This is a genomic window from Bradyrhizobium arachidis (assembly GCF_015291705.1).
Taxonomy (GTDB): Bacteria; Pseudomonadota; Alphaproteobacteria; order Rhizobiales; family Xanthobacteraceae; genus Bradyrhizobium; species Bradyrhizobium arachidis.
Genome location: NZ_CP030050.1, coordinates 9,443,256 through 9,467,568, shown reverse-complemented (window position 1 = coordinate 9,467,568; position 24,313 = coordinate 9,443,256). Strand labels below are relative to the sequence as shown.

The window sequence follows — 24,313 nt, the reverse complement described above, 5'->3', positions numbered from 1 at the left end:
GGCGGCCTCCATTTAAAAAACCACTGGTCGGCAGTTAATCATTTAATTTCCAAATGGCAAGCCGTCTCCCTATGTCGAAGGCTCAGGAGAAATGTCATGTCGCTTGCCCCTTCGATGTCCGTCCCCCGCAGCCGCTTCAATGCGCTGCCGCTCTATATCGGCCTGTTCTGCCTGCTCTGGAGCTACGCCTTCGTCGCCGGCAAGATCGGCGTCACCCATTGCCCACCGCTGATCCTGCTCGCGGCGCGCTTCTCGCTCGCCGGCATTTTGATCCTCGGCGCCACGATGGTCCGCGGCGACTGGTCGCTGTCATGGCGCGATGCGGTGATCTTCACTGTCCTCGGCATCGCCAACAATGCGCTCTATCTCGGGCTCGGCTACACCGGCCTGCAATCGGTCTCCGCCGGCCTCGGCGGCCTGATCGTCTCGGCCAATCCGGTGTTCACCGCGGCGCTCGCCGCGCTGCTGCTCGGCGAGGGCATGAGCTGGCGCAAGGCGGGCGGCCTGTCGCTCGGCATCATCGGCGTCACCCTGATCGTCTGGCATCGCCTGTCGGTCGGCACCGATAGTCTCCACGGCATCGTCTTCACGCTGGCCTCGCTTGCCTCCATCGTCGCCGGCACCATCCTGTTCAAGCTGCTGGCGCCGAAGGGCTCGTTGTGGATCGGCAACGGCGTGCAGAACCTCGCGGCCGGCATCGTGCTGACGCCGATCGCGCTCACCTTTGCCGACGTCCACGCGATTGATTTCACGCCGAGCCTGATCGGCGCCTTCGCGTTCCTGGTGCTCGGCGGCTCGATCCTCGCCTACTGGCTCTGGTTTCATCTCCTGAAAGTGTGTGGCGCGACCGCCGCCAGCGCCTATCATTTCCTGATGCCGCCGCTCGGCATGCTGTTCGCCTACATCGTGCTCGGCGAGCACATCGAGATGCGCGACCTCCTGGGGATCATTCCAGTGGCGCTCGGCATTTACCTGGTGACGCGGCCGGCAAAGGCCGTCGCGTAAGAGGAGTTCCTCATGCCCATTTCCATCACCCTGATCGGCGGCCCCACTGCGCTGATCGAGATCGACGGTTTTCGCCTGCTCACCGACCCCACCTTTGATGCGCCTGGCGCCTATCAGCTGCCGCATGTGAAGCTGGAGAAGACCATCGGTCCCGCAATGAAGCCCGATGCGATCGGTCCGATCGATGCCGTGCTGCTCAGCCACGATCAGCATTCGGACAATCTCGACAATTCCGGCCGCGACTTTCTCCTCAAAGCGCCGCGCGCATTGACGACCGAAGCCGGCGCAAAACGCCTCGGCGGCCATGTCGAGGGCCTCGCGCCCTGGGCCACCGCGCATCTGAAGGACGATGACGGCAACAGGCTGACGATCACCGCGACGCCGGCGCGTCACGGGCCGGCCGGCATCGAGCCGCTGTCGGGCGACGTCATCGGCTTCGTGGTGCAGTCGAGCCGCAAGGACACGCATTCCATCTATATCAGCGGCGACACCACCTGGTTCGACGGCGTCGCCGAGGTCGCGCGCCGCTTCAAATGTCGGGTGGTGCTGCCGTTCGCGGGGGCGGCGCAAACGCGCGGGCCGTTCCATCTCACCATGGACACCAACGACACCATCGAGACCGCGCGCGCCTTTCCTGACGCGATGATCGTGCCGCTGCATACCGAGGGCTGGGCGCATTTCCGCCAGAACAGCGAGGACCTGCGCAAGACGTTTGACGTGCTCGGCTTCGGAACTCGGCTCCGCCTGCTGGAGCCGGGCGTGCCGACGGTGATCGAGGCGCCGTGAAGTAAGCCATCGTGAATGCTTCCTCGTCCTCGTCATGGCCGGGCTTGACCCGGCCATCCACGTCTTTGTCGCCGCATTAAGAACGTGGATGCCCGGGACAAGCCCGGGCATGACGGCAAGCGCGTGGCTCGCGCGGCGCTCTCAATCCTTCCTGAACACGATCGACGCCATCCATCCCGTCATCAGCGCCATCGCTGCGGTGACGAGGCCGTAGATCAGCCCGTGCTGCCGGGCGCTGGTCGCGACGAACTGCTCGAAGCCGACCTTGACGATCTCGAACGCGGTCTCGGTCTTGGTGACCAGCGCGCCGTTCGCGAACAGCTTGATCTCGACCTCGTAGGTGCCGATCGGCACTTCCGCCGGCAGCGGAATGCCGGTGCGGAACAGCGTCGGCGTGAGGAACGTCACCGCGCTCGCATCCTCGCGGTAGAGTCCACGCTCGGTCCGCAGGCGGATGAAGGCCGAACGGAACGCATCGTCCGGCACCACGTCGGCGTAATCGCCGCTGACACGCTGCGTCAGCAGCACGTTGTTGAGCCCGATCTGCTGGCGCCGCGCGATCTCGGGCGAGGTGATGAGGTTGAAGGGACGGTTGGCGAACAGCGCCAGATAGCTCGGCACCTCCAGGAATTGCCGGTAGTCGGTGTTGATCCAGATGCCGAATCTGCGCTCCTTGCGTCGCGTCACCATATCGGCGCGCGGGCCCATCACGGTGACGACGAGATCGTAAGCGGTGCGATCAGTGGGCGTCGTGGCGTCCCGCTCGACCGAGCCGAACAGCACCAGCTCCTCGCCGGAATAGTTCGGCGTCACGGTGACGCGGTGGTTGGAGACCGACACGATCAGTCGCTCGGCGCGCGCGGCGCCGCCAAACAAGAGGACGAGAAGGATTACGAGAACCGCGCGCGTCATCCGGTCACCCCGAGCTCGCGGATGGTGAAGAGATCCGCAGGTTGGATCACCAGCTCGATCGCGAAGCGCACGCCGACCGACAGGATCAGGAGGCCGAGCAGCAGCCGCAGCTGCTCGCCGCGGATCTTCTGGCCGGCACGGGCGCCGAACTGCGCGCCGGTGACGCCGCCGACCATCAGGATCAGCGCCAGCACGGCGTCAACGAGATGATTGGTCACCGCATGCAGCATGGTGGCGAACAGCATGGTGACGAGGGTGAGGATCATCGAGGTCCCGATCACCGTCGAGGTCGGCACGCGCAACAGGTAGATCATGATCGGCACCAGGATGAAGCCGCCGCCGATGCCCATGACGGCGCCGATGAAGCCGATCACGATGCCGACGGTCACCACGGGGATCACGGAGAGATAGATCTTCGAGCGCTTGAACCGCATCTTCAGCGGCAGGCCGTGGATCCAGTTATGCGTGCGCCGCGGCGGCACCGCGCCGTGCCGGGTCCGCATTAGGGCGCGCAGGCCCTCGGAGAACATCAGGCTGCCGACCGTGGTGAGCAGCACGACGTAGGAGAGCGCGATCATCAGATCGAGCTGGCCGAGCGCACGCAGCTGCGTGAAGGTCCACACCCCGAGCGCCGTCCCGGTGACGCCGCCGCACAACAATACGCTCGCCAGCGCCGGATCGATCGCGCGCCGCCGCCAATAGGAGATCGCGCCGGAGAAGGACGAGGCCGCGATGTGGCTCGCGACCGAAGCGACGGCCACCGCCGGCGTGATGCCGATGAAGATCAAGAGCGGCGTCATGAGAAAACCGCCGCCGATCCCGAACATGCCGGAGACGAAGCCGACCGCCGCGCCCATCGCCAACACCAGGAAGACGTTGACGGGCAGATCGGCGATCGGGAGATAGAGCTGCATCGAAGGACCACGCTCCGGCGAGACGGATCGAGTGCGCGGAAATGCTCGCGGGAAGGTCGGAACGATTGCCGCGTCTCTCAATAGCGGAATTCGGCGCCGGGCGGGACCGGGAATTTGGGGCGTGGTGAATGGGTGAAGCGAGAGCGAAGAGATTGGGTTCAATAGCTGTCAGGACAAAGGCGCGCTTCCTCCCCCGCTTGCGGGGGAGGGTTGGGGAGAGGGTGTCTCCGCAGTGAGACTCCCCCAGAGGAGAAAGCCCTCACCCGGCGCTACGCGCCGACCTCTCCCGCAAGCGGGAGAGGTGCACCGAGCACGCGGCTCGATTGTCGACTTAAAACGATGCGCCTTTAATGCGCCGCCGAGACCGAACGCCTCGTCGCAACCTGCTTCGGCGCGGGCTTGGCGCTCGCCTGGGGCGCGCTGTCCCAGCCGCCGTTCGGGGCGGGAACGTTGACGGCGTCGTCGGGTTGCGGCTCGGCGCTGAAAGTCTGGATCGCGAGCTTGGCGGCGGCGAGCGATTGCGGGTCGAGGCGCTTGGCCACATCGTCGCGCTTGCCGGCTGCGTCCGCATCGCCTTGGGCGGCCGCGAGGCTGAACCATTTGTAGGACTCGGCGAGGTTCTGCTCGACGCCGATGCCGCGGGCATAGAGGATGCCGAGGTTGAACTGGCTGTCGGCGACGCCGCGATCGGCCGCCTTGCGGAACCACTGCGCCGCGCTCTTGTAATTGGCGCCGCGTCCGCCGCCATCGGCATCGAGCACCGCGAGATTGTGCATGGCCTTGGCGTTGCCGCGCTCGGCGGCCTGGGTGTAGTAGCGGCGGGCGATGTCGGCGTCCTTCTTCACGCCGAGGCCCTTCTCATAGAGCGTGCCGAGGCGGAAGGTCGCGGGCACCACGCCGGCCTGCGCCGCGCGGTCGTACCATTTGGCGGCTTCGTCGTAATTCGTGGCGACGCCCTTGCCTTCCGCAAAGCGCAGGCCGATCTCGTAGGCCGCGGTCGCATCGCCCTTCATCGCGGCGGTGCGCAAGCCAGGGCCGCCGATGGCGTCAGGCAGTTTTTCGCTCGGCGGCACCTGGATCGTTCCGAGCCTGCCGCGGCTCGTGCCCGACAGCGCGCCAGTCACATCGCTCGACGCCGCGGGCGGAGGCGGCACGGTGGGCGCCGGCGGGATTTCGACCGAAGCCGTGCCGCTGGAATTATTCATGGGAGCCGGCGCGGCATTGTTCTGCGACTGCCGGCCGATCGGCGTCGGCGAGGTCATCGACGGCGTGATCTGCTCGGGCGCGGCGGGCTTGGTCTCGACCGGCGGCGGTGCCGGCTGCGGCGCGGGCGCGGGCGACGAATTCTCCATCGCCTGCGGCGCCGGCGCCGGGCCGCCGCCCTCGAGCAGGTTCATCGCCATCTTGAAGGTGCCGAGCACGATCACGACCACGCTCGCGCCGACCAGCAGCGAGCGGATCTTGGAGGTGATGGTCGAGCCGCCTTCCTGGCTCTGGCCCTTGTCCTTTGCACGGGACGCGAGCGCGGCCTTGACGCCGCGGGCGGGCTTCTCGGGCGGTTGCGCCGCTGCGGCCTGGGCAGCGCGGCGCGCCGCCGCGATGAAGCTCGACGACGACACCGGCTCTTTCGGCGCGGCGGGGATTTCGCTGATCGCGCTTTCGGAGGCGGCGATGCGCTCCGAGGGCGTGGCGGCACGGCCGCCCGGCCGGGTGCCCGGCTCGAGCGGATGATCCGGCGGCAATTCCGGTGCGATCGCGGCGCGCGCCGGCGCCGTGTGCGGCTCCAGGATCTCGCTGATTGCGCGCGGCGGAACGGGTGGGGCAGCCGGCACCGGCGGCGGCGCGGCCGGAGCAGCGGCGTGGAATTCGCGCGGCGCGGCGACGAAGGCGGAGTGCGGCGGGTGCTGCGCGGCGGCGGGATTCGGCAGCTCGGGCTTGGGATCGTATTTCGGCTGCTGCTGCGCTTGTTGCCACGGCTCGCGCACCATCGGCGCGGGCTCCATGGGCGCGGTCATCGGCATCGCCATCGACGCCATGGGCATCGACGACATGGGCATCGGCTGCGGCGCAGGGGCTGGCGGTGCCGAGCGCACCGCGCGCAGATCGCCCTCGATCATCGAGAGGCGATCGACGACGTGGCCGAGCGCGCTATGGACGGCTTCAAGCGAGTCCTGCGTGCTGCGGTTGGTCTCGGCCTGGCTGAAGCGGATGTCGGAGAGTTCGCGCTTGACGAGATCGACCACGCCGGAATCGGCCGGCGGCGCCGAATTGCGGCTCTCGGCCAGCGCGGAATAGGTCGCCTGCTGCCGCTCGAGGTGGCGCAGGATATCGTGCAGTCCGTCCTCGACGCGGCTTAAGTTTCCGTTGCGCGGATCGGCGGCGGCCTCGATCCGCTCCAGCAGGTACGAGACCCGCTGCTCGAGATGGGCGAAAGTCGATGCGGAATCGTTGCCGACCTGCATGCGGTCGAAGCGGTCCGACAATGCGCGGATCGCGGCTTCCAGATGCTCGGTGCTTTCGGACGGCTGCGGCCGCTCGCGCGTTTCCAGCGCGGCGGTGAGGGCGGCGATGCGCTGCTCGAGCACCGCGAAGCTGTCGCTGTGGCCGGACGCGCGGGTGATCTGGTCGACCTTGGACGACAGCAGCTGCACGTCTTCGGACAGCCGTGCCAGCGCCTCGTTGGAGGCGACGTTGGAGACGATGGCGCGCAGCGCCGAGATCGCGTCCTCTAGTTGGCGCACCGTCGAGGGATCATCATTGGCGCGCAGGATCAGATCGAGCTTGGCGCCGAGATTGCGGATCGCCTCGTCATAGCCGGTGAGCTGCTCGGCCGGCGTCAGCGTGCGCAGCACCTGCTTGATGTCGGACAGCGCGCGCTCGATGCCCGACAGCACCTGGCCGTCGGTGCCGTTGGAGCGGGTCTCGTCGATGCGACGGTGCAGCGAGCGAATCTCGTTCTCGATCGATTCGATCGCGCGCCGCGGCATCGCCTCGGTGATGGCCTGACGGATCTCGGCGAGCTCGCCGCGGAAGGCGGAGATGGCCTGCTCGGTATTGTCGGGGCGCTGCAGCGATTCGATTTGGCTCGTGATCTTGAGCAGATGGCGCTCGAGCGCCGAGAAATCAGGCCCCGGCTGCTGCTGCGGCGGCGCATAGGCGGGCGGGGGCGGCGCCATGGCCGGCGCGTAAGGTGCTGCGGGTGCAATCGAGGGCGCGGCGCGCGGCGGCATTTGCCTCGGCGTAAAGCTGTCGAGCTCGCTCTGGCGTGCGGTGATCTCGGCGACCGCGACGTCGAACGAGGCAGGGCTCAGGGGTGGTGAGCTGCGATAGACCTGTGTTGCCGCACGCTCGACCGCATCGGCCTGGCGCTGGCGCATTTCGACCGGTGACGGCGCGGGCGCGGGCCGCGGCGCTTGAGCTTGCTGCGGCTGCTGCGGGCGGGAGATTTGCGACAGCCGCGCATCGAGCCGCGAGATCGCGTCGTTGAGCTGGCGCGCGACGCCCTGCTCGCGCGCGACGTCTCTTTCACGAGAAGAGTCTTGGCGCGGCGCGGGCTTCGAGATCCGTTCGATCTGCTGGGTGATCGCGTCGAGCCGCTGGTGAATGTCCGCGACTTCGCGGCTCTCCTGACTCGGCATGTGCTGCTGTTGCTGGCGCTGATCGTAAGGCGGGCGAAAGCTCGGCGGTGCAGTCTCGCCGAGCGTGGAGTTCAGCCAATCGTTGAGTGACATGCCGGCACGACGCGCAGCAGCTTCGGCCCGCTCCCTGACGGATGGATCGATGCCGTCAACACTCCACGATACGCGCGAATTCATGACTCTGTCCGGTTCCGACTTCAGCGCCCCACCCCGGCGCCTCCAGCCTTCCCTCGCGTGCCGGTTGCAAAGACAATCGGATTTGGCGCGGGTCGTCTGCCTCGAAAACCGACTTTTTCCTGTTACGGTAAATAACGGGTTAAGGAATGCGGCGCCGGTGTCTTAAAGTTGGGCGGCGGGAACCGCGGCGCCACCGCGGGGTCGGTGTGCTCCCTCCCCCGTGTGCGGGGCGCGACGAGCTTCGCTCGCGCTGAGAGGGTTGGGGAGAGGGTGGCTCCTTTAGGCGAGAACCCCCAAGAGGAGAAAGCCCTCACCCCGACCCTTTCCCGCAAGCGGGAGAGGGAGTGAACGACCGGCGTGCCTTCGACAAAAATTTCGCCGCCGGCATCGCCGGCCCGTCTCAGGGATAGCGAGCGCTTGCGTTTTGCGCTCCGCCTGAGCGGATTGTTGCTGAGATGAAATGGTTGCTCGTGGCCGCGATGGCGGCCGGACTGGTATCGTCCGCCTTTGCCGCCGATGCCCCGGCGGCAAAGCCCGTGGTGAAAGCGCCGGCGCCCGCAGGCTTCAACTGGACGAGTTGCTATGTCGGCGTCCAGGGTGGCGGCTCCTGGGGCAAGAGCGAGCACGTCGCGCGCGCCGGCGATGCCGTCGGTCCCACGCTCACAGGTACCTTCAATCTCACCGGCGGGGTCGCGGGCGGGGCTTTCGGCTGCGATTTTCAGATCGAGAAGACGGTGCTCGGATTCGAGAACGACGCCTCATGGACCAACACGCACGGCTCCGCGCAGGATCTGCCGCCCTTCAATCGCACAGCCTTGAGCAGCACGCGGGAGCGCTGGATCGACATGTTTCGCGGCCGCATCGGCTATGCGATCGATCAGTTCCTGATCTACGGCACCGCCGGCGTCGCATTCGCCGGCACGGAGGTCACCGTGTCCAGTCCGGAGGGGCAGGTCACGGACTCCAAGACCCGCACCGGCCCTCGCGGCCGGTCTCGGCGGCGAATGGGCGGCGTGGACCGATAGCTGGGGCGCGGTAAGCTTCAAGCTCGAATACGTTCACGTCGATTTCGGCAGCAAGCGATATGTCGACCCGGCCGTCCCGACTGGTGCACTCACCGTCAGCACCCGCGATGTCCGGTTGACCGACGACATCGTTCGCGCCGGCGTGAACGTCCGCTTCAACTGGGATGACAAGCCCGTCGTGACGAAGTTCTAAGCCCGGGCCTAGCCCTTGCCCTCGCGCTTGCTGTCCTCCAGCGGCACCACCGTGCCTTTGCCGCTCATGGCCGACAGCGCCTCGAGCGCCTCTTCGCAGAAATCGGCCACCATCTGCTCGTGGCGGGCGCCGAGGCGGAGCAGCAGCAGATTGCCGAGGTCGAGCCTGCCCTCCGCCGTGCCGTCCGGAAAACGCTTCTTCAGGATGCGCTCGTAATTGGCGTGACGGTCGCGGTGGTGCTCCAGCCGGTCCATCAAATCGGTGCGCATGGGCTCGATATCGATGCTGTCGAGCGCATGCAGCCGCACCAAGAGGTCGTCCTTGATCGAGGGCGGGGTGCTCGGCCGCGCGGCCCAGTGCCGCAGCGCTGTTCGGCCCTCCGGAGTGAGCGTATAGATGAGCTTATTGGGTTTGCCGGACTGTACGACCTCGCGCCCCTGGATATAGCCGCGGTCGCGCAGCTTGGAGAGTTCGCGGTAGATTTGTTGGTGATCGGCCTTCCAGAAGAAGCCGATCGAGGAGTCGAATGTCTTGGCGAGCTCGTAGCCCGTCATCGGACGTTCCGTCAGGCATGCGAGGATTGCGTCGCCCAGCGCCATGGCACCAGCTCCTTCTTGAAGTCCCGACCAATTGACTTGACTTTATGCGCATTGGTGCATATGCGTCAATGTGCATATGAGGTGATCCAAGGTCGGGGTTCAAGACCCGACCGGAAAACCCAGCCGAATCAACCCCTCGCTACTGTGCATGGGGTTGTTTTCGAGTTTCTTGCCAAGGCTTTAATCTAGGGAGGCATCCTGACCATGACCGGCCTCGATTCCTGGTACGCCTTCATGAAGTCCCATGACCGCGCCGCGCTCTGGGACCTGCTGCATCCTGACGCCGTGTTCGAAAGCCCCGTCGTGCATTCGCCCCAGCGCGGCCGCGACATCACCTTCAAATATCTCGCGAGCGCCGAGAAGGTGCTCGGTGGTCCCGGCTTCACCTATGTCGGGGAGTGGAAGAACGCGAGCGGCGCCGTGCTCGAATTCAAGACCATCATCGACGGCATCGAGATCAACGGCGTCGACATCATCACCTTCGATGCCGAGGGACGCATCACCCATTTCAAGGTGATGGTGCGTCCGCTCAAGGCGATCAACATGCTGCACCGCCTGATGGCGGAGCAGCTCGCCGCCCAATCCTAGAGAATTCCGCCACTTCAAGCCCCATGCCGGGAGAACGCAATGCCGATCTATAAAGCCCCCGTCGAAGACGTGAACTTCCTGCTCAACGACGTCTTCCAGATCGACCGCTACGACAACCTCGCCGGCTTCTCCGATGCCTCGAGCGACGTGCGCGAGGCGATCCTGGGCGAGGCCGCCAAGCTCGCCGAAGAGGTGCTCCAGCCGCTCAATCGCGTCGGCGATCTCGAAGGCTGCAAGCGCACTGAGGACGGCAGCGTCACCACGCCGAAGGGTTTTAAGGACGCCTTCAAGCAGGTCGCCGAGGGCGGCTGGCTTGGTCTCTCCGCGCCGACCGAGTTCGGCGGCCAGGGCCTGCCGGTGACGCTCTCGCAAGCCGTCAACGAATTCCAGATCTCCGCCAACATGGCGTTCTCGATGTATGGCGGCCTCACCATGGGCGCGACCGCGGCGCTGATCGTTCATGGCTCGCCGGAGCAAAAGCAGACCTACGTGCCGAAGATGGTCGCCGGCGAGTGGACCGGCACCATGAACCTGACCGAGCCGCATTGCGGCACCGATCTCGGCATGCTCCGCACCAAGGCGGTGCGCCAGGCCGACGGCAGCTTCAAGATCACGGGCACCAAGATCTTCATCTCGGCTGGCGAGCATGACCTCGCGGACAACATCATCCACCTCGTGCTCGCCCGCATCGAGGGCGCGCCCGCCGGCATCAAGGGCGTGTCACTGTTCGTGGTGCCGAAATTCCTGGTCAACGCCGATGGCTCGGTGGGGCAGCGCAACGGCGTCGTCTGCGGCTCGATCGAGCACAAGATGGGCATCCACGGCAACTCCACCTGCGTGATGAACTACGACAACGCCACCGGCTGGTTGATCGGCGAAGAGAACAAGGGCATGCAAGGCATGTTCGTGATGATGAACGAGGCCCGCCTCGGTGTCGCCGTTCAGGGTCTCGCGCAATCCGAGGTCGCCTATCAGAACGCCGTTGCCTATGCCCGCGAGCGCATCCAGGGCCGCGCGCTCACCGGCGCCAAGGCGCCGGACAAGCCGGCCGACCCGATCATCGTCCATCCCGACGTGCGCCGCACGCTGCTCTCGATCCGCGCCTTCAACGAGGCCGCGCGCGCCTTCGTGATGTGGACCGCGCTGAAGAGCGACGTCGCCCATCGCTCCGAGGACCCGAAGGACCGCCAGGCCGCCGACGACCACATGGGTCTGATGACGCCGGTGCTGAAGGGCTTCCTCACCGACTACGGCTTTGCCAACGCGGTGCAGGCGCAGCAGATGTATGGCGGCCACGGCTATATCGCCGAACAGGGCATGGAGCAGTTCGTCCGCGATGCCCGCATCGCGATGATTTATGAAGGCGCCAACGGCATCCAGGCGCTCGATCTCGTCGGCCGCAAGCTGCCGCGCGACGGCGGCCGCGCCATCATGGCCTTCTTCGGCGAGGTCATGGCCTTCGCCAAGGAGAACGGCGGCGACGAGGCGATGAAGCCGTTCATCACGCCGCTGTCGGCTTCGCTCGGCCATCTCCAGCAGGCCACCACCTGGCTGATGCAGAATGCGATGATGAAGCCCGACAATGCCGGTGCGGCCGCGACCGACTATTTGCATCTCTTCGGCTTCGTCGCCCTCGGCTACATGTGGGCGAAGATGGCCAAGGTCACCCAGGTCAAGATTGCCGAGCAGGGCGCCACCCCCTATCTCTCCACGAAACTCGTCACCGGCCGCTTCTTCATGGAGCGGATGCTGCCGGAGACCGCGGCCAATCTCGCGCGCATCCAGTCCGGCTGCGCCACCATCATGGAACTGCCGGCGGAAGCGTTCTGAGGCTGCTTCCGCGCCGTCGAAATTTGAACAACAGATCAGGAGGGCGTCATGCCTGAGGCATTCATCTACGACCACGTTCGTACCCCCCGCGGCCGCGGCAAGCCGGACGGCGCGCTGCACGAAGTCACCGCGCTGGCGCTCGCCACGGTGCCGCTGAAGGCGCTGAAGGACCGCAACAACCTGCCGGAAGATTCCGTCGACGACGTCGTGCTCGGCGTGGTCGATCCGGTCGGCGAAGCCGGCTCCGACATCGCGCGCTTCGCGGCGCTGAAAGCAGGTCTCGGCGAAGCCGTGCCGGGCGTGCAGATCAGCCGCTTCTGCGCCTCTGGCCTCGACGCCGTGAATTTTGCCGCAGCTCAGGTGATGAGCGGCCAGCATGAGCTGGTGATCGGCGGCGGTGCCGAATCGATGAGCCGCGTCGGCATCGGCGCCTCCGGCGGCGCCTGGCCGATGGACCCGTCGATGGCGGTGCCCGCCTATTTCATGCCGCAGGGCGTCTCGGCCGACCTGATCGCCACCAAGTATGGCTTCTCGCGCGATGACGTCGACGCCTACGCCGTGCAGAGCCAGCAGCGCGCCGGCAAAGCCTGGGACGAAGGCCGCTTCAACAAGTCCGTGGTGCCGGTGAAGGATATCAACGGCCTCACCATCCTCGCCAAGGACGAGCACATGCGTCCCTCGACGACGATGCAGTCGCTGGCGCAGCTGCAGCCGTCGTTCACGATGATGGCGCAGATGGGCGGCTTCGATGGCGTCGCGGTGCAGTCGCATCCCGAGATCGAGCGCGTCAATTACGTGCACCACGCCGGCAACTCCTCCGGCATCGTCGACGGCGCCGGCGCCGTGCTGCTCGGCAGCAAGGAGGCAGCCAGCAAGTATGGCCTCAAGCCGCGGGCAAAGATCCGCGCCTTCGCCAACATCGGCTCGGAGCCGGCGATGATGCTGACCGGTCCGGTCGACGTCACCGAGAAGCTGTTCGCGCGCTCCGGCATGAAGAAGTCGGACATCGACCTGTTCGAGCTCAACGAGGCCTTCGCCTCGGTGGTGCTGCGCTACATCCAGGCCTTCGACATCGACAACGCCAAGATCAACGTCAATGGCGGCGCGATCGCGCTCGGCCATCCGCTCGGCGCCACCGGTGCGATGATCCTCGGCACCGTGCTCGACGAGCTCGAGCGCACCAACAAGTCCACCGCGCTGGTGACGCTGTGCATCGGCGGCGGCATGGGCACCGCGACCATCATCGAGCGCGTCTAAGGATAGGGAGCAACCAACATGGCTTACAAGAATTTTAAGGTTGAGACCGATTCCGACGGCATCGCGCTCGTCACCTGGGACATCCCGGGCCGTTCGATGAACGTGCTCGACGAGACCTCGACCAGCGAGCTCGACGCGATCGTCAAGGCAACCACGGCCGACGCCGCGGTGAAGGGTGTCGTCATCACTTCGGCCAAGGACGCGTTCTGCGCGGGTGCTGACCTCTCCATGCTCGAAGGCATGAACCAGGCCTATGCCAAGGTTCTGAAGGAGCAGGGCGAGACCGCCGCGAACCAGATGCTGTTCGACCAGAGCCGCCGGTTCTCGCAGGTGCTGCGCTCGATCGAAACCTCCGGCAAGCCGTGGGCGGCCGCGATCAACGGCCTCGCGCTCGGCGGCGGCTTCGAGATCACGCTGTGCTGTCACTATCGCGTGGCCGCAGAGAATCCCAAGACCCGCCTCGGCCTGCCCGAGGTCAAGGTCGGCCTGTTCCCCGGCGCTGGTGGCACGCAGCGCGTGCCGCGTCTGGTGCCGCCGCAGGATGCGATGACGATCCTGCTCAAGGGCGATCCTGTTACCGTCGAGAAGGCGAAGGCGCTGAACCTGATCCACGCCATCGTTCCCGCCGCCGATCTCATCAAGGCCGCGAAGGACTGGATCAAGGGCGGCGGCAAGGCTGTCGCGCCCTGGGACGAGAAGGGCTTCAAGCTGCCCGGCGGCCCCGTGTTCTCCAAAGCCGGCATGATGATGTTCCCGGCCGGCAACGCGATCTATCGCCGCGAGACCTACGACAATTATCCGGCCGCGCGCGCGATCATGAGCTGCGTCTATGAAGGCCTCCAGCTGCCGATCGACGCCGCACTTCGCGTCGAGTCGCGGTACTTCACCTCGGTGCTGCGCTCGAAGGAGGCGGCTGCGATGATCCGCAGCCTGTTCCTGTCGATGCAGGAGCTGAACAAGGGCGCGCGCCGTCCGAAGGACGTGCCCGCGACCAAGGTCAAGAAGATCGCCGTGATCGGCGCAGGCTTCATGGGCGCGAGCGTCGGCTACGTCTCGGCCCGCGCCGGCCTCGACGTCGTGCTGATCGACCGCGACCAGGAAAGCGCCGACAAGGGCAAGGCGCACGCGCAGAAGGTGATCGAGGAGCAGATCAAGAAGGGCCGCGCCAAGCCGACGGATGCCGAAGCGCTGCTCGCGCGCATCACGCCGACGGCTGACTACGCGGCGCTGAAGGACGTCGACCTCGTCATCGAGGCCGTGTTCGAGGACCGCAAGGTCAAGGCCGAAACCTTCGCCAAGGCGCAGGAATATCTCAAGCCGGACGTGATCTTCGCGTCGAACACCTCGACCCTGCCGATCACCTCGCTGGCCGAGAGCTTCAAGGACCAGGGCAAGTTCGTCGGCATCCACTTCTTCTCGCCTGTCGAGAAGATGATGCTGGTCGAGATCATCCTCGGCAAGAACACCGGCGACGTCGCGCTCGCGACCGCGCTCGACTATGTCCGTCAGATCGGCAAGACGCCGATCGTGGTCAACGACAGCCGCGGCTTCTTCGCCAATCGCTGCGTCGGCCGCTACGTCGCCGAAGGCAACGAGATGTTCCTCGAAGGCGTGCCGCCGGCGATGATCGAGAACTGCGCCAAGATGGCCGGCATGCCGGTCGGCCCGCTCTCGCTGTCGGACGAGGTCGCGCTCGATCTCGGCCTCAAGATCATGAAGGCCACCGAAGCCGATCTCGGCCCCAACGCCATCAACCCCGATCAGAAAAAGCTGATGGTGGAGATGGTCGAGAACCAGGGCCGCCTCGGCCGCAAGAACAGCAAGGGTTTTTACGACTATCCCGAGAAGGGCAAGGGCTCGAAGAGCCTGTGGCCGGGCCTCTCGGCGCTGCAGCCGAAGCAGCTCGACCCTGATACGCTCGACGTCGAGGAGCTGAAGCAGCGCTTCCTGGTGGTGCAGGCGGTGGAAGCCGCGCGCACGGTCGAGGACCACGTCATCACCGATCCGCGCGAGGCGGATGTCGGCTCGATCCTCGGCTTTGGCTTCGCGCCGTTCACCGGCGGTACGCTGTCCTACATCGACTTCATGGGCACGAAGAAGTTCGTCGAGCTCTGCCACAAGCTCGAGGCGAAATACGGCTCGCGCTTCACCCCGCCGAAGCTGCTCGAGGAGATGGCGGCGAAGGGCGAAACCTTCTACGGCCGGTTCGCGCCGAAGAAGACGGCGGCCTGACGGTCTTCCGAGGACGCAGAAACAACAAAGGCCGGATCGTTGATCCGGCCTTTTTATTTTCCGTCGCCGAATGGCGAGAACGCGCGGCCCGAGACCGCATCGTCGGCGAGACTGGCTTTCCAGCGACCTTCGTCGCCGCGGCCAATACGCACCTCGAAGCGCCAGCCATTCTGGTTGGTGAACGCGACGTCCACTCCGCTCTTCTTTTTGGCGTAGCTGCACGGATATTCGGTCGGCCGGTCGGGAAAGACGATCTTTCCTTCCTTGCTCTCGAACACGGCCGGGGTGATCTGCGGATGGATCATGAAGATGCAGTTGCGCTCCGGCGCGACCGGCGTCGACAGGCCGAGCATCGCGAGCGGGGCGCCGGCGGCGGTCATCAGGACGATCATGTTCATGGGGCATTGTCTCGTGGAGATGCTCCTTCGACGACGTTGCCCGCCAAATGGTTCACAATGAAAAAGACCGGATCACCGATCCCGCCACATTTTGCTTGGGGCCTGTCACATCGGTTCGTGTGTTTCAGTGCCACACTAGGGCCGCTCCAAATCCCCGCAACGGTCACGCCCGCTCCGCACTGGCACCGCTCTTGCTAACGAATCCACACTGCGACGATTAGCATTGAAGGTGTCCCGCAATGAGCCCCATGGTGTTTCAAGATAGCGCAGCCGGCGTTGCGGTCAGATGCGCTCCGCTGTTGCTGCTGGGTCGGCCGTGGTCGCGCCGCAAGATGCTCCGGCGGCGCAGGAAAGTTCCCTCGTGGCTGGGCCTGGCCCTACTCGTTCTGGTCGCCGATACGGCGTTGGCTGTGCTTGCCTGGTTCGCCGTCAGCGTCGTCCTGCATTGAGAGTTCCCCTCTTTGCAGGTGGAACGCCCCCGCCAGATAGGCGAGCTGGCCGACCATCAGGCAGCCGACGACGACCGGGATGCCCGTCCAAAATCCAAAGTTCGAGCTCTGCAGAACGATCGCTGCAAGAAGTGCGATGGCCGGCGAGACGAGCACCAACGCCCAGACCCGGAAGAACAGCCCGGTCGCCAGTCCGGTGATTCCACTCGCGAGCAATAGACAAAATACGATCGTCACGACAGCTTCCCAGTTCAGCGGTCCGCATCGCGTCCCTAGCTGAGGTTGAGCCAACTGTATTGCTCTCACAAGGATGGTGACGTTCGTGGAGCAAACAAGGCGGAGTTATTGTTAACCCCGACAATCCTCATAAAAATTGATGGTGCGGCGTCACGAACCGCCGGTTCCGCAAGCGAAGAGCCGGATCATCGTCCGGCTCTTCGTCGTTGCAGTGGTGATCCGTCCTTACTTCGCCTGCGCCAGCCCTTCCTTCGTCAGCGCTTCCTGCACTTTCGGCCGCGCCGCGACGCGGGCCTTGTAGGCCGCAAGGTTCGGCATCGCCGAGAGATCGAACTTCATCCGGTCGCCCCAGGTCAGCATCGTGAAGAGATAGCCGTCGGCGACCGTGAACTGCTGGCCCATGAGGTAGTCGCGGCCGGCGAGCTGGCTGTCGATGTATTTCAGCTTGCCGATGACGCGATCCTTGAAGAAGGCCTTGGCCTCGTCGTTCAGCGCCGGCGCGAACAGCGGACCGAAGCTCTTGTGGACCTCCGAGGTGAGGAAGTTCAGCCACTCGAGCAGCTTGTAGCGCTCGGAACTGCCATGGGCCGGCGCCAGCGTCTTCGCTGAGGCCCGATCGGCGATCATCTGGACAATCACCGGGCCTTCGGTCACGATCTCACCGCTGTCGAGGCCCAGTGCGGGGACCTGGCCCTTGGGGTTCAGCTTCAGATAATCCTCACCGTTTTCGAGCTTCTTGGCCCGGATATCGACCTTGACCAGCTCGTAAGGCAGGCCGGCTTCCAGGAGCGCGATGTGGGGGGACAGGGAGCAGGCGCCGGGCGAATAGTACAGTTTCATGGAATTTCCTCCTCTTGCTGCTTGGCTAGGGCGAAAGAACGACTACATGCGCCTGCATGAAATAGTCAAGATTGATGCAGCTGCATAGAATAGAGTAAGACACGGACGACGAGCTTGAGCGGGACCATGAAACGCAAACCATCGACCGAGGCAACTTCCGCCTGGATCCGCCTGATGCGGGTGCAGAGCCGCGTGCTCGATTGCGTCGAGCAGGACCTGAAGAAGGCGGGGTTCCCGCCGCTGGCATGGTACGACGCGCTGCTCGAATTGTCGCGCGCGCCGAGCGGAGAGCTGCGGCCGGTGGAACTCGAGCGGCAGATGCTGATCCCGCAATACTCCACCTCGCGCCTGATCGACCGCCTGGTCGATGAGGGCCTTGCCTCCCGGCGCGAATGCAAGATCGACAAGCGCGGCCAGTTCGTCGAGATCACGGAAGCCGGCCGCGAACTGCAGAAGCGGATGTGGGGCGCCTATTCGGCCGCGATCGAGAAGTATGTCGGCTCGAAACTGTCAGATGCCGACGCCGTCAAGCTCAGCGGTCTGCTCGACCGCCTGGGCTGCTCGTGCGGCGAGATGAAGCTGCCGCCCGTCGCCAACGTCAACGAAACTTCGCCGACGCGATGATCGCGCGGCAAACCAGCACGTCCGCGCGCCCGGTGGGTTCGCGGACCATCCCGTCACCCGCGCGCATTCGGTCGAAGCGCTTTTGATTAGAGTTTGATATGGCGCGAGACCAGATCGATATGACGCCGCTGCAATCGCGCGACGAGCTCGTCGCGTGGTTCGAGGCCGGCTGCAAGGACCCGTCCGAATTCCGCATGGGTACCGAGCACGAGAAGACGCCGTTCACGCTCGAAGGCCACCGTCCGGTGCCTTACGAAGGCCCGCGCGGCATCGGCGCGCTGCTCGAAGGCATGAAGCTCCTGCTTGGCTGGGAGCCGATCATGGAGAAGGGCAACATCATCGGCCTCTACGACGTCACCGGCGGCGGCGCGATCTCGCTCGAGCCCGGCGGACAGTTCGAGCTCTCCGGCGCGCCGGTCGAGAACGTGCATCAGACCCAGAGCGAGCTGATGGCGCATCTGGCGCAGGTGCGCGAGATCGCGGCTCCGCTTGGCATCGGTTTCCTCGGCCTCGGCATGACGCCGTCCTGGTCGCGCGCCGATATCCCGGTGATGCCGAAGGGACGCTACAAGATCATGACCAACTACATGCCGAAGGTCGGCCAGTACGGCCTCGACATGATGTACCGGACCTGCACCGTGCAGACCAATCTCGACTTCTCCTCCGAAGCCGACATGGTCAAGAAGCTGCGCGTCTCGCTCGCGCTCCAGCCGGTCGCGACCGCTCTGTTCGCCAATTCGCCGTTCACGGAGGGCAAGCCGAACGGCTTCCTCTCGTTCCGCTCCGAGATCTGGCGCGATACCGACAATGCGCGCTCAGGGATGATGCCGTGGGCGTTCGAGGACGGCATGGGTTTCGAGCGCTATGTCGATTACGCGCTCGACGTGCCCATGTATTTCGTCAAGCGCGGCGAGGAGTATATCGACGTCTCGGGCTCCTCGTTCCGCGCCTTCTTCGACGGCCGCAACAACAATCTTCCCGGCGAGCGTCCGACCCTGTCGGACTGGGCCAACCATCTCTCGACGATCTTCCCGGAAGTGAGGCTGAAGCGCTATCTCGAGATGCGCGGCTCCGACGGTGGTCCGTGGGGCCGCCTGCCGGCGTTGCCGGCGTTCTGGGTCGGGCTGCTCTATGACGACGTCTCGCTCGATGCGGCCTGGGAGATCGTCAAGCACTGGAGCGCACACGAGCGTCAGGCCTTGCGCGACGACGTGCCGCGCTTCGGCTTCAAGGCGCGGATCAAGGACCGTTATCTGTTCGAGATCGCCAAGGAATGCCTCGTTCTGGCACATGCCGGCCTGCGCCGGCGCGGCCGGATCGACCAGCTCGGCCGCGACGAGACGCGGCATCTGGAGCCGCTCGATCGCATCATCGATTCCGGCCGCACCCCGGCCGAGGAGATGCTCGAGAAGTTCAACGGTCCCTGGAACGGCTCGGTGGAACCGGCCTACGCGGAATACGCTTTCTAGACACATAGGCCAACGCCCAGGAGTTGAGCCGTTCATCGCCCATACAGGTTTGCGGCGATCAAATGACCGGCTGAAAAAACCTGAGCGTCGTCAATAACTCGAAAGCTGTTCTGATGGGGAAGGGCCGCCCGACCAGGGCCGTCATGGCGAAGGTCTTGGCAAGCGTCGCGGCCTGCGTCGCGTTGCTTTCGCTCGCATTTGCGAGCTGGCCCGCGCGCGCCCAGACGGCGTTCGATCGGCCCGGCGGCGACTATTTCAGCACGCCGGTCACCTCGGGCGATCCCGAGGATTGCGCGCTGCTCTGCGAACGCGACCGCCGCTGTCGGTCCTGGAGCTTCAGCTATCCCGACGTCGAAGGCGGCTCGGCCGTGTGCTGGCTCAAGAACGTCGTGCCGCCGCGCGTGCCGGGCAATTGCTGCATCTCCGGTGTGCGCGGTGCCGGCGTGATCGAACCGCGGGTCGAAGGCGTGGAGACGTCGATCGACCGCCCCGGCGGCGATCTGCGCAATTTCGAGCTCAAGGAGGGCGAGGGCGAGGAGGCCTGCAAGGCGGCCTGCATCGCCGACAACAAATGTCGCGCCTTCACCTATGCCCGCCCTGGCTACACCGGGCGCGAGGCGCGCTGCTTCCTGAAAAAGGAAATCAAGCCGCCGCGCAGGAAGGCCGGGTTCACCTCGGGCGTGGTGCGGTAGGGAAGGTGCCGTAGTCCCGCAGGGTGGGTTAGTGCCGTAGGGTGGGCAAAGGCGCGAAGCGCCGTGCCCATCATCTCTCTGTAATCGCGAAGAAGTCGTGGGCACGCTTCGCTTTGCCCACCCTACGAGATCTCACTCCGCGGCAATCACCGTCATCTCCGGCCACAGCCTCTTCCATCGCTCCGCCTTCGCGGCGTAGTTCGCGGCGGAAAAATTCAGCGCACGATTGGGTCGCGCGATCAGCCCTGCGATGTCGTCGAAGCCATGCGGCGCGTAGACCTCATGGCCATCGCCCGCGCGCCTGACACCGACTTGCGTGTTCTGCGTCAGGAAGCGGTCGATGCCGTCAGTGGAACACGTCAACGGCGGATAAGGCAGGCCGTGCTTGGCGGGATACCACAAGTGCACGCGCGCCTGGTTGCGGATCTCGATCTTGGCGCCGAGGTGCCCGAGCCGCGCATGCAGCTTTCGGATCACGGCATCCTCAGTGTCCCACGAGGTGTCTGGGTCGAAATAGAAGACGTCATAATCGGAGATGCCGTGATCGATCGCGCGCTTTGTCAGCACGTTCCACACGGTCTGCGCGAGGCACCCCGCAACCAGCCACGCATCCGGCAGCGCGAGACGATGGAGTTCATCGACGATCGCGGCATTGACCGGATTTTTCAGCGCCAGCGCGAGAAAGCGCGCCTCGTCCATCGCGTGGCTCATACGTCCTCGCGCGCGTCATATTGGGCGCGCGCCGTCTTCGAGGCCAGCGCGCGCCAGCGCCGCCGCAGGAACGGTTCGACGATCGCGCGCTTCGCCTTCGACAGACGGATCAGCACGATCGGATAGTCGGCGTAGTGATCGGTGAAATAGAAGATTTTTGGCTGGCTCTCGACCAGCATGGCGCGCTCGTCGATCGGCACATCCGGCATCACCAGGCTGTCGCCGTCTTCTATCAGGCGCGCCAGCAGCTTCTTGCGTACTTTCAGCGCCGGCGTGCCGTAGGAGATGCCGTCCTCGACCTCCGGCCACGTCAGCGCGAATTTTCTGACGTCGTCGAAGGTCATGAGGATCAGCTCAGTGCACGGCGGTGAAGAACCGCGCGAGCCGGAAGCCGGAGAGCCAGGTCCACACCGGCTGGCCGCGCATGCCGAGATCCCAGGAGCCGAGCACGGCATCCGCGCGTCCGACCAGGTTGTCGATCGGAAGCATGCCGACGCCGCCGGAACGCAGCGGCACGCGGCTGTCGGCGGAATTGTCGCGGTTGTCGCCGAGCACGAACAGATGGCCGGGCGGCACCGTCACCTCGGGCGTGTTGTCGAGCGGACCGTTGTCGCGCATCTTGAAGATCAGATGCGAGACGCCGTTCGGCAGCGTCTCGACGTAGCGGTAGGCGGGCTCGCTGCCGCCATTGTCGTCCTCGGCCTGGCCGATGCCATCCGGCTTCAGCTCGGCGGGCCGATCGTTGATGAAGAGCTGGCCCTGCCGCATCTGGATGCGATCGCCGGGCAGACCGACGACGCGCTTGACCCAGGCCTGCGAGCGATCGCCGGGCCAGCGGAACACGACGACGTCGCCCTGCTTCGGCGTCTCCGCGAACACGCGGCCGCTCTCGGGCAGGTTGATCTGGATCGGCAGCGAGGAGGTGCCGTAGCCGTAGGGGAATTTCGAGGCGAGCAGGGCGTCGCCGATCAGCAGCGTCGGCTCCATCGAGCCCGACGGCACATAGAACGGCTCGGCGAGCGCGCCCTTGGCGATGAACACGGCGGCAACGATGCCGGCGAGCTGCATCAGCTGGCCGCCCCAGCCGCTGGTCCGCCGCTTGGCGGGGACGGTTACCTTCTCGACACTCATGCGCCTGTTCCACCTACCGTAATGCGTTCCATCAGAAGTGACGGCTGGCCGACGCCGACAGGCACGCCCTGACCGTTCTTGCCGCAGGTGCCGATGCCGGTATCGAGCGCGAGATCGTTACCGATCATGCGGATGCGATGCAGGTCCGTCGGCCCGTTTCCGATCAGCATGGCGCCCTTCAGCGGCGCGCCGATCTTGCCGTTTTCGATCTTGTAGGCCTCGGTGCACTGGAACACGTATTTGCCCGAGGTGATGTCGACCTGTCCGCCGCCGAAATTCGCGGCGAATACGCCGTTCTTCACGGAGGCGAGGATTTCGGCCGGGTCGCGGTCGCCCGCGAGCATGTAGGTGTTGGTCATGCGCGGCATCGGCACATGGGCATAGCCCTGACGGCGGCCGTTGCCGGTCGGCTTCATGTTCATCAGCCGCGCGTTCTGGCGGTCCTGCATGTAGCCGACCAGGATGCCGTCCTCGATCAGCACGGTGCGGTTGGTCGGCGTGCCCTCGTCGTCGATCGACAGCGAGCCGCGCCGCGAGGCGATGGTGCCGTCGTCGACGACGGTGACGCCCTTGGCGGCGACCTGCTGGCCCATCAGGCCGGCAAACGCCGAGGTCTTCTTGCGGTTGAAGTCGCCTTCGAGGCCGTGGCCGACCGCTTCATGCAGCATCACGCCGGGCCAGCCGGCGCCAAGCACGACGTCCATCTCGCCGGCAGGGGCGGGGATCGATTCCAGATTGACCAGGGCCTCGCGCAGCGCGCCGTCGGCGGCCTCGCGCCAATTCCTGCTCTCGATGAATTCGGCATAGCCGGCGCGGCCGCCATAACCCTTGCTGCCGCTCTCCTGGCGGTCGCCCTGGCCGGCGACGACGGAGATGTTGACGCGCACCAGCGGGCGGATGTCGCGATAGCTCTCGCCGTCGGGCCGCAGGATCTCGACAACCTGCCAGGTCGCGCCCAGGCTGACGCTGACCTGCCGCACGCGCGGATCCTTGTCGCGCAGATATGCGTCGATCTCGGCGAGCAGCTTGACCTTGGTCTCGAAGCCCGGCGCATCCAGCGGATTGTCGTCACTATAGAGCCGCACGTTGGTATGCGCCGGCGGGGCGGCGAAGCTGCCGGAATAGCCGCCGCGCACCGCCGCGACCGCGTCCGCGGCGCGAATCAGCGCCGGCAGCGACACGTCGGAGGAATGCGCGTAGCCGACCGCGTCGTCCTTGACGGCGCGCAGGCCAAAACCTTGCGAGGTGTCGTAGGTCGCCTGCTTCAGCCGCCCATTGTCGAACATCAGCGCTTCGGTCTGGCTGTATTCCAGGAACAATTCGCCGTCGTCGGCGCCGGCAAGCCCGCGCGCGACCTCGTTGCGAACCTGGTCGCGATCGAGATTGGCGCGGTCGAGCAGGGAGGTTGTGGCAGGATTGGTCATGCGTCCGTCCATTATCGGGGGATGTTGGGCAAGATAATGGTTTCCCGCGCGTTCCGCGAGGGCCGGGCCGTCACATTACGGAAACGATAGGTACGGCTTCCCCTTAAACCGGCTTTCAGGATTTCGGGCTATCGAGGGCGACCCTTGGTGAGAGATCTGCCGGCAAAAGCATGTGGAATTCCCTGCTTGTGTTCTGGGATCAGTATCACGGCCTGATCATCGGCTTTGGCGCGCTGGGGCTGGTCCTGCTGTTCAACCAGTTCGTCTACCGCCGCTACTGGACCTCCTATCCCACCCGTGAGGCCTATGTCGCAGCTCACCCGGGCTGCGACACGGTGGACGGCGTCGTCTGCGCGACATGCCGGCGCAAGGCGCTGGTCGGGCCGGTGGCCGGAAGAGGCCGCATCTATCGTTGCGGCTGGTGCGACACGGAGCTCTATTGCGTCGACGCGGCGTGAGCGGTGCTACGGCAGCTTGTCGTAGCCCTCGCCGAGCCCGTTCAGGCTGAGCGGGAAGCCGATGCCTTCTTCCGGGGTCTCGAAGATGATGAAGGTCGCGGTCTTGGCGCTGCGCAGCTGGCCGAGCAGCTTGTCGTCCATGACGACCTCGGCGACGCAGCCATTGGGCAGGCAGCGGACGAAGCCGGCGCGGCCGACGTCCTGATTGTCGAGCTTCAGCCCGAGGCCGGAGGGCAGCAGCACGCCGAGCGGGGCGACCACGCGCATCAGGCGGCTCTTCTGGTCGGCGGTCTTGAGCACGATCACGGTCAGGCCGGCATTGGAGCGGTCCTCGGCGACCACGCTCTGGATCAGGGCGCATTGCTCGGTCTGGGCGCCCGGCGGGGTGTCGCAGCGGATCTGCCAGTCGCCATGGACGGAGCGCACCGCGCCCTGCGCATGGGCAAGGCCGGGCAGCGCCAGCAGGACGACCGCAGCCAGCAGGGCCGCCAGCGCCGTGAGGCCGTCAGCCTGCCTTTTAGCCAGCCTCGCCATGCATCTCGAAAACCCCATCGGGTCGGTCCCTCTGCTCGCCTGGGTCGCTCGCACCTGGCGGACTGATACGGGAATGACGGCGGCTTGAAGGCGATTCCCTAGCAAATTCCGCGCCGCTCACACCGCCAGCATCAGCGCGAATCAGGTTCCTGCGCGGCTGTTCGCCAGTGCCTACCGCGGGCAATGCCGC

At 65.6% G+C, this 24,313-nt stretch carries 23 protein-coding genes; 11 read left to right on the top strand and 12 right to left on the bottom strand.

The features are described 5' to 3' along the window. Positions 1-96: 96 nt before the first annotated feature. Both WN72_RS44690 and WN72_RS44685 read left to right on the top strand, forming a co-directional pair. Entirely contained in the window at positions 97-1,005 is a 909-nt protein-coding gene (locus tag WN72_RS44690) for a DMT family transporter (RefSeq protein WP_027561938.1), read from the top strand. A 12-nt stretch (positions 1,006-1,017) separates the two neighbouring features. Continuing rightward, positions 1,018-1,791 carry an MBL fold metallo-hydrolase gene (locus tag WN72_RS44685; protein ID WP_092212257.1) on the top strand — a complete coding sequence of 258 codons (774 nt, stop codon included), beginning with the start codon at positions 1,018-1,020 and terminating at the stop codon, positions 1,789-1,791. A gap of 141 nt (positions 1,792-1,932) precedes the next feature. Here WN72_RS44685 and WN72_RS44680 read toward each other — a convergent pair whose 3' ends face one another. From WN72_RS44680 to WN72_RS44670, 3 genes are all read right to left on the bottom strand, one after another. Next, positions 1,933-2,703: a TIGR02186 family protein gene (locus WN72_RS44680; protein WP_092212259.1), complete on the bottom strand. Its 771-nt coding sequence runs from the start codon at positions 2,701-2,703 to the stop codon at positions 1,933-1,935. Beyond that, the gene (locus WN72_RS44675; RefSeq protein WP_092212261.1) at positions 2,700-3,617 is read right to left on the bottom strand and encodes a sulfite exporter TauE/SafE family protein; all 918 of its coding nucleotides are present in this window, start codon (positions 3,615-3,617) and stop codon (positions 2,700-2,702) included. Before WN72_RS44675 ends, WN72_RS44680 begins: the two co-directional genes overlap by 4 nt. 347 nt (positions 3,618-3,964) lie before the next feature. Further along, a complete protein-coding gene (locus WN72_RS44670) occupies positions 3,965-7,432 on the bottom strand; it encodes a tetratricopeptide repeat protein (RefSeq protein ID WP_092212263.1) in 3,468 nt (1,155 codons plus the stop codon). Positions 7,433-7,887: 455 nt separating this feature from the next. Between WN72_RS44670 and WN72_RS44665 the strand changes: the two genes are divergently transcribed. Continuing rightward, positions 7,888-8,457, top strand: coding sequence for an outer membrane protein (locus tag WN72_RS44665; protein ID WP_092212265.1), 570 nt, complete (start codon positions 7,888-7,890; stop codon positions 8,455-8,457). A gap of 201 nt (positions 8,458-8,658) precedes the next feature. On the opposite strand, the gene WN72_RS44660 is transcribed toward WN72_RS44665, so the two are convergent. Then, a complete protein-coding gene (locus tag WN72_RS44660) occupies positions 8,659-9,249 on the bottom strand; it encodes a PadR family transcriptional regulator (RefSeq protein ID WP_027561943.1) in 591 nt (196 codons plus the stop codon). Positions 9,250-9,453: 204 nt separating this feature from the next. On the opposite strand from WN72_RS44660, the gene WN72_RS44655 reads away from it, so the two are divergent. The 4 genes from WN72_RS44655 to WN72_RS44640 are packed head-to-tail and all read left to right on the top strand — an operon-like array spanning position 9,454 to position 15,156. Continuing rightward, entirely contained in the window at positions 9,454-9,837 is a 384-nt protein-coding gene (locus WN72_RS44655; RefSeq protein ID WP_035730637.1) for a nuclear transport factor 2 family protein, read from the top strand. A 39-nt stretch (positions 9,838-9,876) separates the two neighbouring features. After that, positions 9,877-11,667 carry an acyl-CoA dehydrogenase C-terminal domain-containing protein gene (locus WN72_RS44650; protein WP_092212267.1) on the top strand — a complete coding sequence of 597 codons (1,791 nt, stop codon included), beginning with the start codon at positions 9,877-9,879 and terminating at the stop codon, positions 11,665-11,667. A 48-nt stretch (positions 11,668-11,715) separates the two neighbouring features. Then, positions 11,716-12,924 carry an acetyl-CoA C-acetyltransferase gene (locus WN72_RS44645; RefSeq protein ID WP_027561946.1) on the top strand — a complete coding sequence of 403 codons (1,209 nt, stop codon included), beginning with the start codon at positions 11,716-11,718 and terminating at the stop codon, positions 12,922-12,924. Between the two features lie 18 nt (positions 12,925-12,942). Next, positions 12,943-15,156: an FAD-dependent oxidoreductase gene (locus tag WN72_RS44640; protein ID WP_092212269.1), complete on the top strand. Its 2,214-nt coding sequence runs from the start codon at positions 12,943-12,945 to the stop codon at positions 15,154-15,156. Between the two features lie 53 nt (positions 15,157-15,209). On the opposite strand, the gene WN72_RS44635 is transcribed toward WN72_RS44640, so the two are convergent. The 3 genes from WN72_RS44635 to gstA all read right to left on the bottom strand — a co-directional run bounded on the left by WN72_RS44635 (position 15,210) and on the right by gstA (position 17,080). After that, the gene (locus WN72_RS44635; RefSeq protein ID WP_092212271.1) at positions 15,210-15,554 is read right to left on the bottom strand and encodes a hypothetical protein; all 345 of its coding nucleotides are present in this window, start codon (positions 15,552-15,554) and stop codon (positions 15,210-15,212) included. A 377-nt stretch (positions 15,555-15,931) separates the two neighbouring features. After that, positions 15,932-16,240 (bottom strand): hypothetical protein, encoded by a 309-nt coding sequence (locus tag WN72_RS44630; RefSeq protein ID WP_244553645.1) that lies wholly within the window; start codon positions 16,238-16,240, stop codon positions 15,932-15,934. Positions 16,241-16,465: 225 nt separating this feature from the next. Then, complete coding sequence (gstA, locus tag WN72_RS44625) at positions 16,466-17,080, bottom strand: glutathione transferase GstA (protein ID WP_092212273.1); 615 nt, start codon at positions 17,078-17,080, stop codon at positions 16,466-16,468. Positions 17,081-17,206: 126 nt separating this feature from the next. On the opposite strand from gstA, the gene WN72_RS44620 reads away from it, so the two are divergent. The 3 genes from WN72_RS44620 (at position 17,207) to WN72_RS44610 (ending at position 19,865) form a co-directional block, all read left to right on the top strand. Next, positions 17,207-17,704 carry a MarR family winged helix-turn-helix transcriptional regulator gene (locus WN72_RS44620; protein WP_027561950.1) on the top strand — a complete coding sequence of 166 codons (498 nt, stop codon included), beginning with the start codon at positions 17,207-17,209 and terminating at the stop codon, positions 17,702-17,704. Between the two features lie 98 nt (positions 17,705-17,802). Then, positions 17,803-19,173 carry a glutamate--cysteine ligase gene (locus WN72_RS44615; protein WP_027561951.1) on the top strand — a complete coding sequence of 457 codons (1,371 nt, stop codon included), beginning with the start codon at positions 17,803-17,805 and terminating at the stop codon, positions 19,171-19,173. A gap of 113 nt (positions 19,174-19,286) precedes the next feature. Then, positions 19,287-19,865, top strand: coding sequence for a PAN domain-containing protein (locus WN72_RS44610; RefSeq protein WP_092212275.1), 579 nt, complete (start codon positions 19,287-19,289; stop codon positions 19,863-19,865). Positions 19,866-19,997: 132 nt separating this feature from the next. On the opposite strand, the gene WN72_RS44605 is transcribed toward WN72_RS44610, so the two are convergent. The 4 genes from WN72_RS44605 to tldD are packed head-to-tail and all read right to left on the bottom strand — an operon-like array spanning position 19,998 to position 23,131. Next, positions 19,998-20,564: a nucleotidyltransferase family protein gene (locus WN72_RS44605; RefSeq protein ID WP_027561953.1), complete on the bottom strand. Its 567-nt coding sequence runs from the start codon at positions 20,562-20,564 to the stop codon at positions 19,998-20,000. A gap of 8 nt (positions 20,565-20,572) precedes the next feature. Next, complete coding sequence (locus tag WN72_RS44600) at positions 20,573-20,920, bottom strand: MmcQ/YjbR family DNA-binding protein (protein ID WP_092212277.1); 348 nt, start codon at positions 20,918-20,920, stop codon at positions 20,573-20,575. Between the two features lie 10 nt (positions 20,921-20,930). Continuing rightward, positions 20,931-21,707 (bottom strand): signal peptidase I, encoded by a 777-nt coding sequence (lepB, locus tag WN72_RS44595; protein ID WP_027561955.1) that lies wholly within the window; start codon positions 21,705-21,707, stop codon positions 20,931-20,933. Next, positions 21,704-23,131 carry a metalloprotease TldD gene (gene tldD, locus WN72_RS44590; protein WP_027561956.1) on the bottom strand — a complete coding sequence of 476 codons (1,428 nt, stop codon included), beginning with the start codon at positions 23,129-23,131 and terminating at the stop codon, positions 21,704-21,706. The genes lepB and tldD overlap by 4 nt, the downstream gene beginning before the upstream one ends. Before the next feature lie 170 nt (positions 23,132-23,301). On the opposite strand from tldD, the gene WN72_RS44585 reads away from it, so the two are divergent. Continuing rightward, positions 23,302-23,589, top strand: a complete 288-nt coding sequence (locus tag WN72_RS44585; RefSeq protein ID WP_035730640.1) for a hypothetical protein — start codon at positions 23,302-23,304, stop codon at positions 23,587-23,589. A gap of 6 nt (positions 23,590-23,595) precedes the next feature. Here WN72_RS44585 and WN72_RS44580 read toward each other — a convergent pair whose 3' ends face one another. Next, positions 23,596-24,141 carry an invasion associated locus B family protein gene (locus WN72_RS44580; RefSeq protein ID WP_027561958.1) on the bottom strand — a complete coding sequence of 182 codons (546 nt, stop codon included), beginning with the start codon at positions 24,139-24,141 and terminating at the stop codon, positions 23,596-23,598. Positions 24,142-24,313 lie beyond the last annotated feature (172 nt).

What these genes read in the sequence shown, in the direction of transcription:
- WN72_RS44620 (WP_027561950.1), top strand. Translation starts at nt 17,207, where the DNA reads ATGAAACGCAAACCATCGACCGAGGCAACTTCCGCCTGGATCCGCCTG.
- WN72_RS44585 (WP_035730640.1), top strand. Translation starts at nt 23,302, where the DNA reads ATGTGGAATTCCCTGCTTGTGTTCTGGGATCAGTATCACGGCCTGATC.
- WN72_RS44605 (WP_027561953.1), bottom strand. Translation starts at nt 20,564, where the DNA reads ATGGACGAGGCGCGCTTTCTCGCGCTGGCGCTGAAAAATCCGGTCAAT.
- WN72_RS44615 (WP_027561951.1), top strand. Translation starts at nt 17,803, where the DNA reads ATGGCGCGAGACCAGATCGATATGACGCCGCTGCAATCGCGCGACGAG.
- WN72_RS44685 (WP_092212257.1), top strand. Translation starts at nt 1,018, where the DNA reads ATGCCCATTTCCATCACCCTGATCGGCGGCCCCACTGCGCTGATCGAG.
- WN72_RS44645 (WP_027561946.1), top strand. Translation starts at nt 11,716, where the DNA reads ATGCCTGAGGCATTCATCTACGACCACGTTCGTACCCCCCGCGGCCGC.
- gstA (WP_092212273.1), bottom strand. Translation starts at nt 17,080, where the DNA reads ATGAAACTGTACTATTCGCCCGGCGCCTGCTCCCTGTCCCCCCACATC.
- WN72_RS44640 (WP_092212269.1), top strand. Translation starts at nt 12,943, where the DNA reads ATGGCTTACAAGAATTTTAAGGTTGAGACCGATTCCGACGGCATCGCG.
- WN72_RS44665 (WP_092212265.1), top strand. Translation starts at nt 7,888, where the DNA reads ATGAAATGGTTGCTCGTGGCCGCGATGGCGGCCGGACTGGTATCGTCC.
- WN72_RS44610 (WP_092212275.1), top strand. Translation starts at nt 19,287, where the DNA reads ATGGGGAAGGGCCGCCCGACCAGGGCCGTCATGGCGAAGGTCTTGGCA.
- WN72_RS44660 (WP_027561943.1), bottom strand. Translation starts at nt 9,249, where the DNA reads ATGGCGCTGGGCGACGCAATCCTCGCATGCCTGACGGAACGTCCGATG.
- WN72_RS44690 (WP_027561938.1), top strand. Translation starts at nt 97, where the DNA reads ATGTCGCTTGCCCCTTCGATGTCCGTCCCCCGCAGCCGCTTCAATGCG.
- WN72_RS44650 (WP_092212267.1), top strand. Translation starts at nt 9,877, where the DNA reads ATGCCGATCTATAAAGCCCCCGTCGAAGACGTGAACTTCCTGCTCAAC.
- WN72_RS44680 (WP_092212259.1), bottom strand. Translation starts at nt 2,703, where the DNA reads ATGACGCGCGCGGTTCTCGTAATCCTTCTCGTCCTCTTGTTTGGCGGC.
- WN72_RS44675 (WP_092212261.1), bottom strand. Translation starts at nt 3,617, where the DNA reads ATGCAGCTCTATCTCCCGATCGCCGATCTGCCCGTCAACGTCTTCCTG.
- WN72_RS44670 (WP_092212263.1), bottom strand. Translation starts at nt 7,432, where the DNA reads ATGAATTCGCGCGTATCGTGGAGTGTTGACGGCATCGATCCATCCGTC.
- lepB (WP_027561955.1), bottom strand. Translation starts at nt 21,707, where the DNA reads ATGAGTGTCGAGAAGGTAACCGTCCCCGCCAAGCGGCGGACCAGCGGC.
- WN72_RS44655 (WP_035730637.1), top strand. Translation starts at nt 9,454, where the DNA reads ATGACCGGCCTCGATTCCTGGTACGCCTTCATGAAGTCCCATGACCGC.
- tldD (WP_027561956.1), bottom strand. Translation starts at nt 23,131, where the DNA reads ATGACCAATCCTGCCACAACCTCCCTGCTCGACCGCGCCAATCTCGAT.
- WN72_RS44580 (WP_027561958.1), bottom strand. Translation starts at nt 24,141, where the DNA reads ATGGGGTTTTCGAGATGCATGGCGAGGCTGGCTAAAAGGCAGGCTGAC.
- WN72_RS44600 (WP_092212277.1), bottom strand. Translation starts at nt 20,920, where the DNA reads ATGACCTTCGACGACGTCAGAAAATTCGCGCTGACGTGGCCGGAGGTC.
- WN72_RS44635 (WP_092212271.1), bottom strand. Translation starts at nt 15,554, where the DNA reads ATGAACATGATCGTCCTGATGACCGCCGCCGGCGCCCCGCTCGCGATG.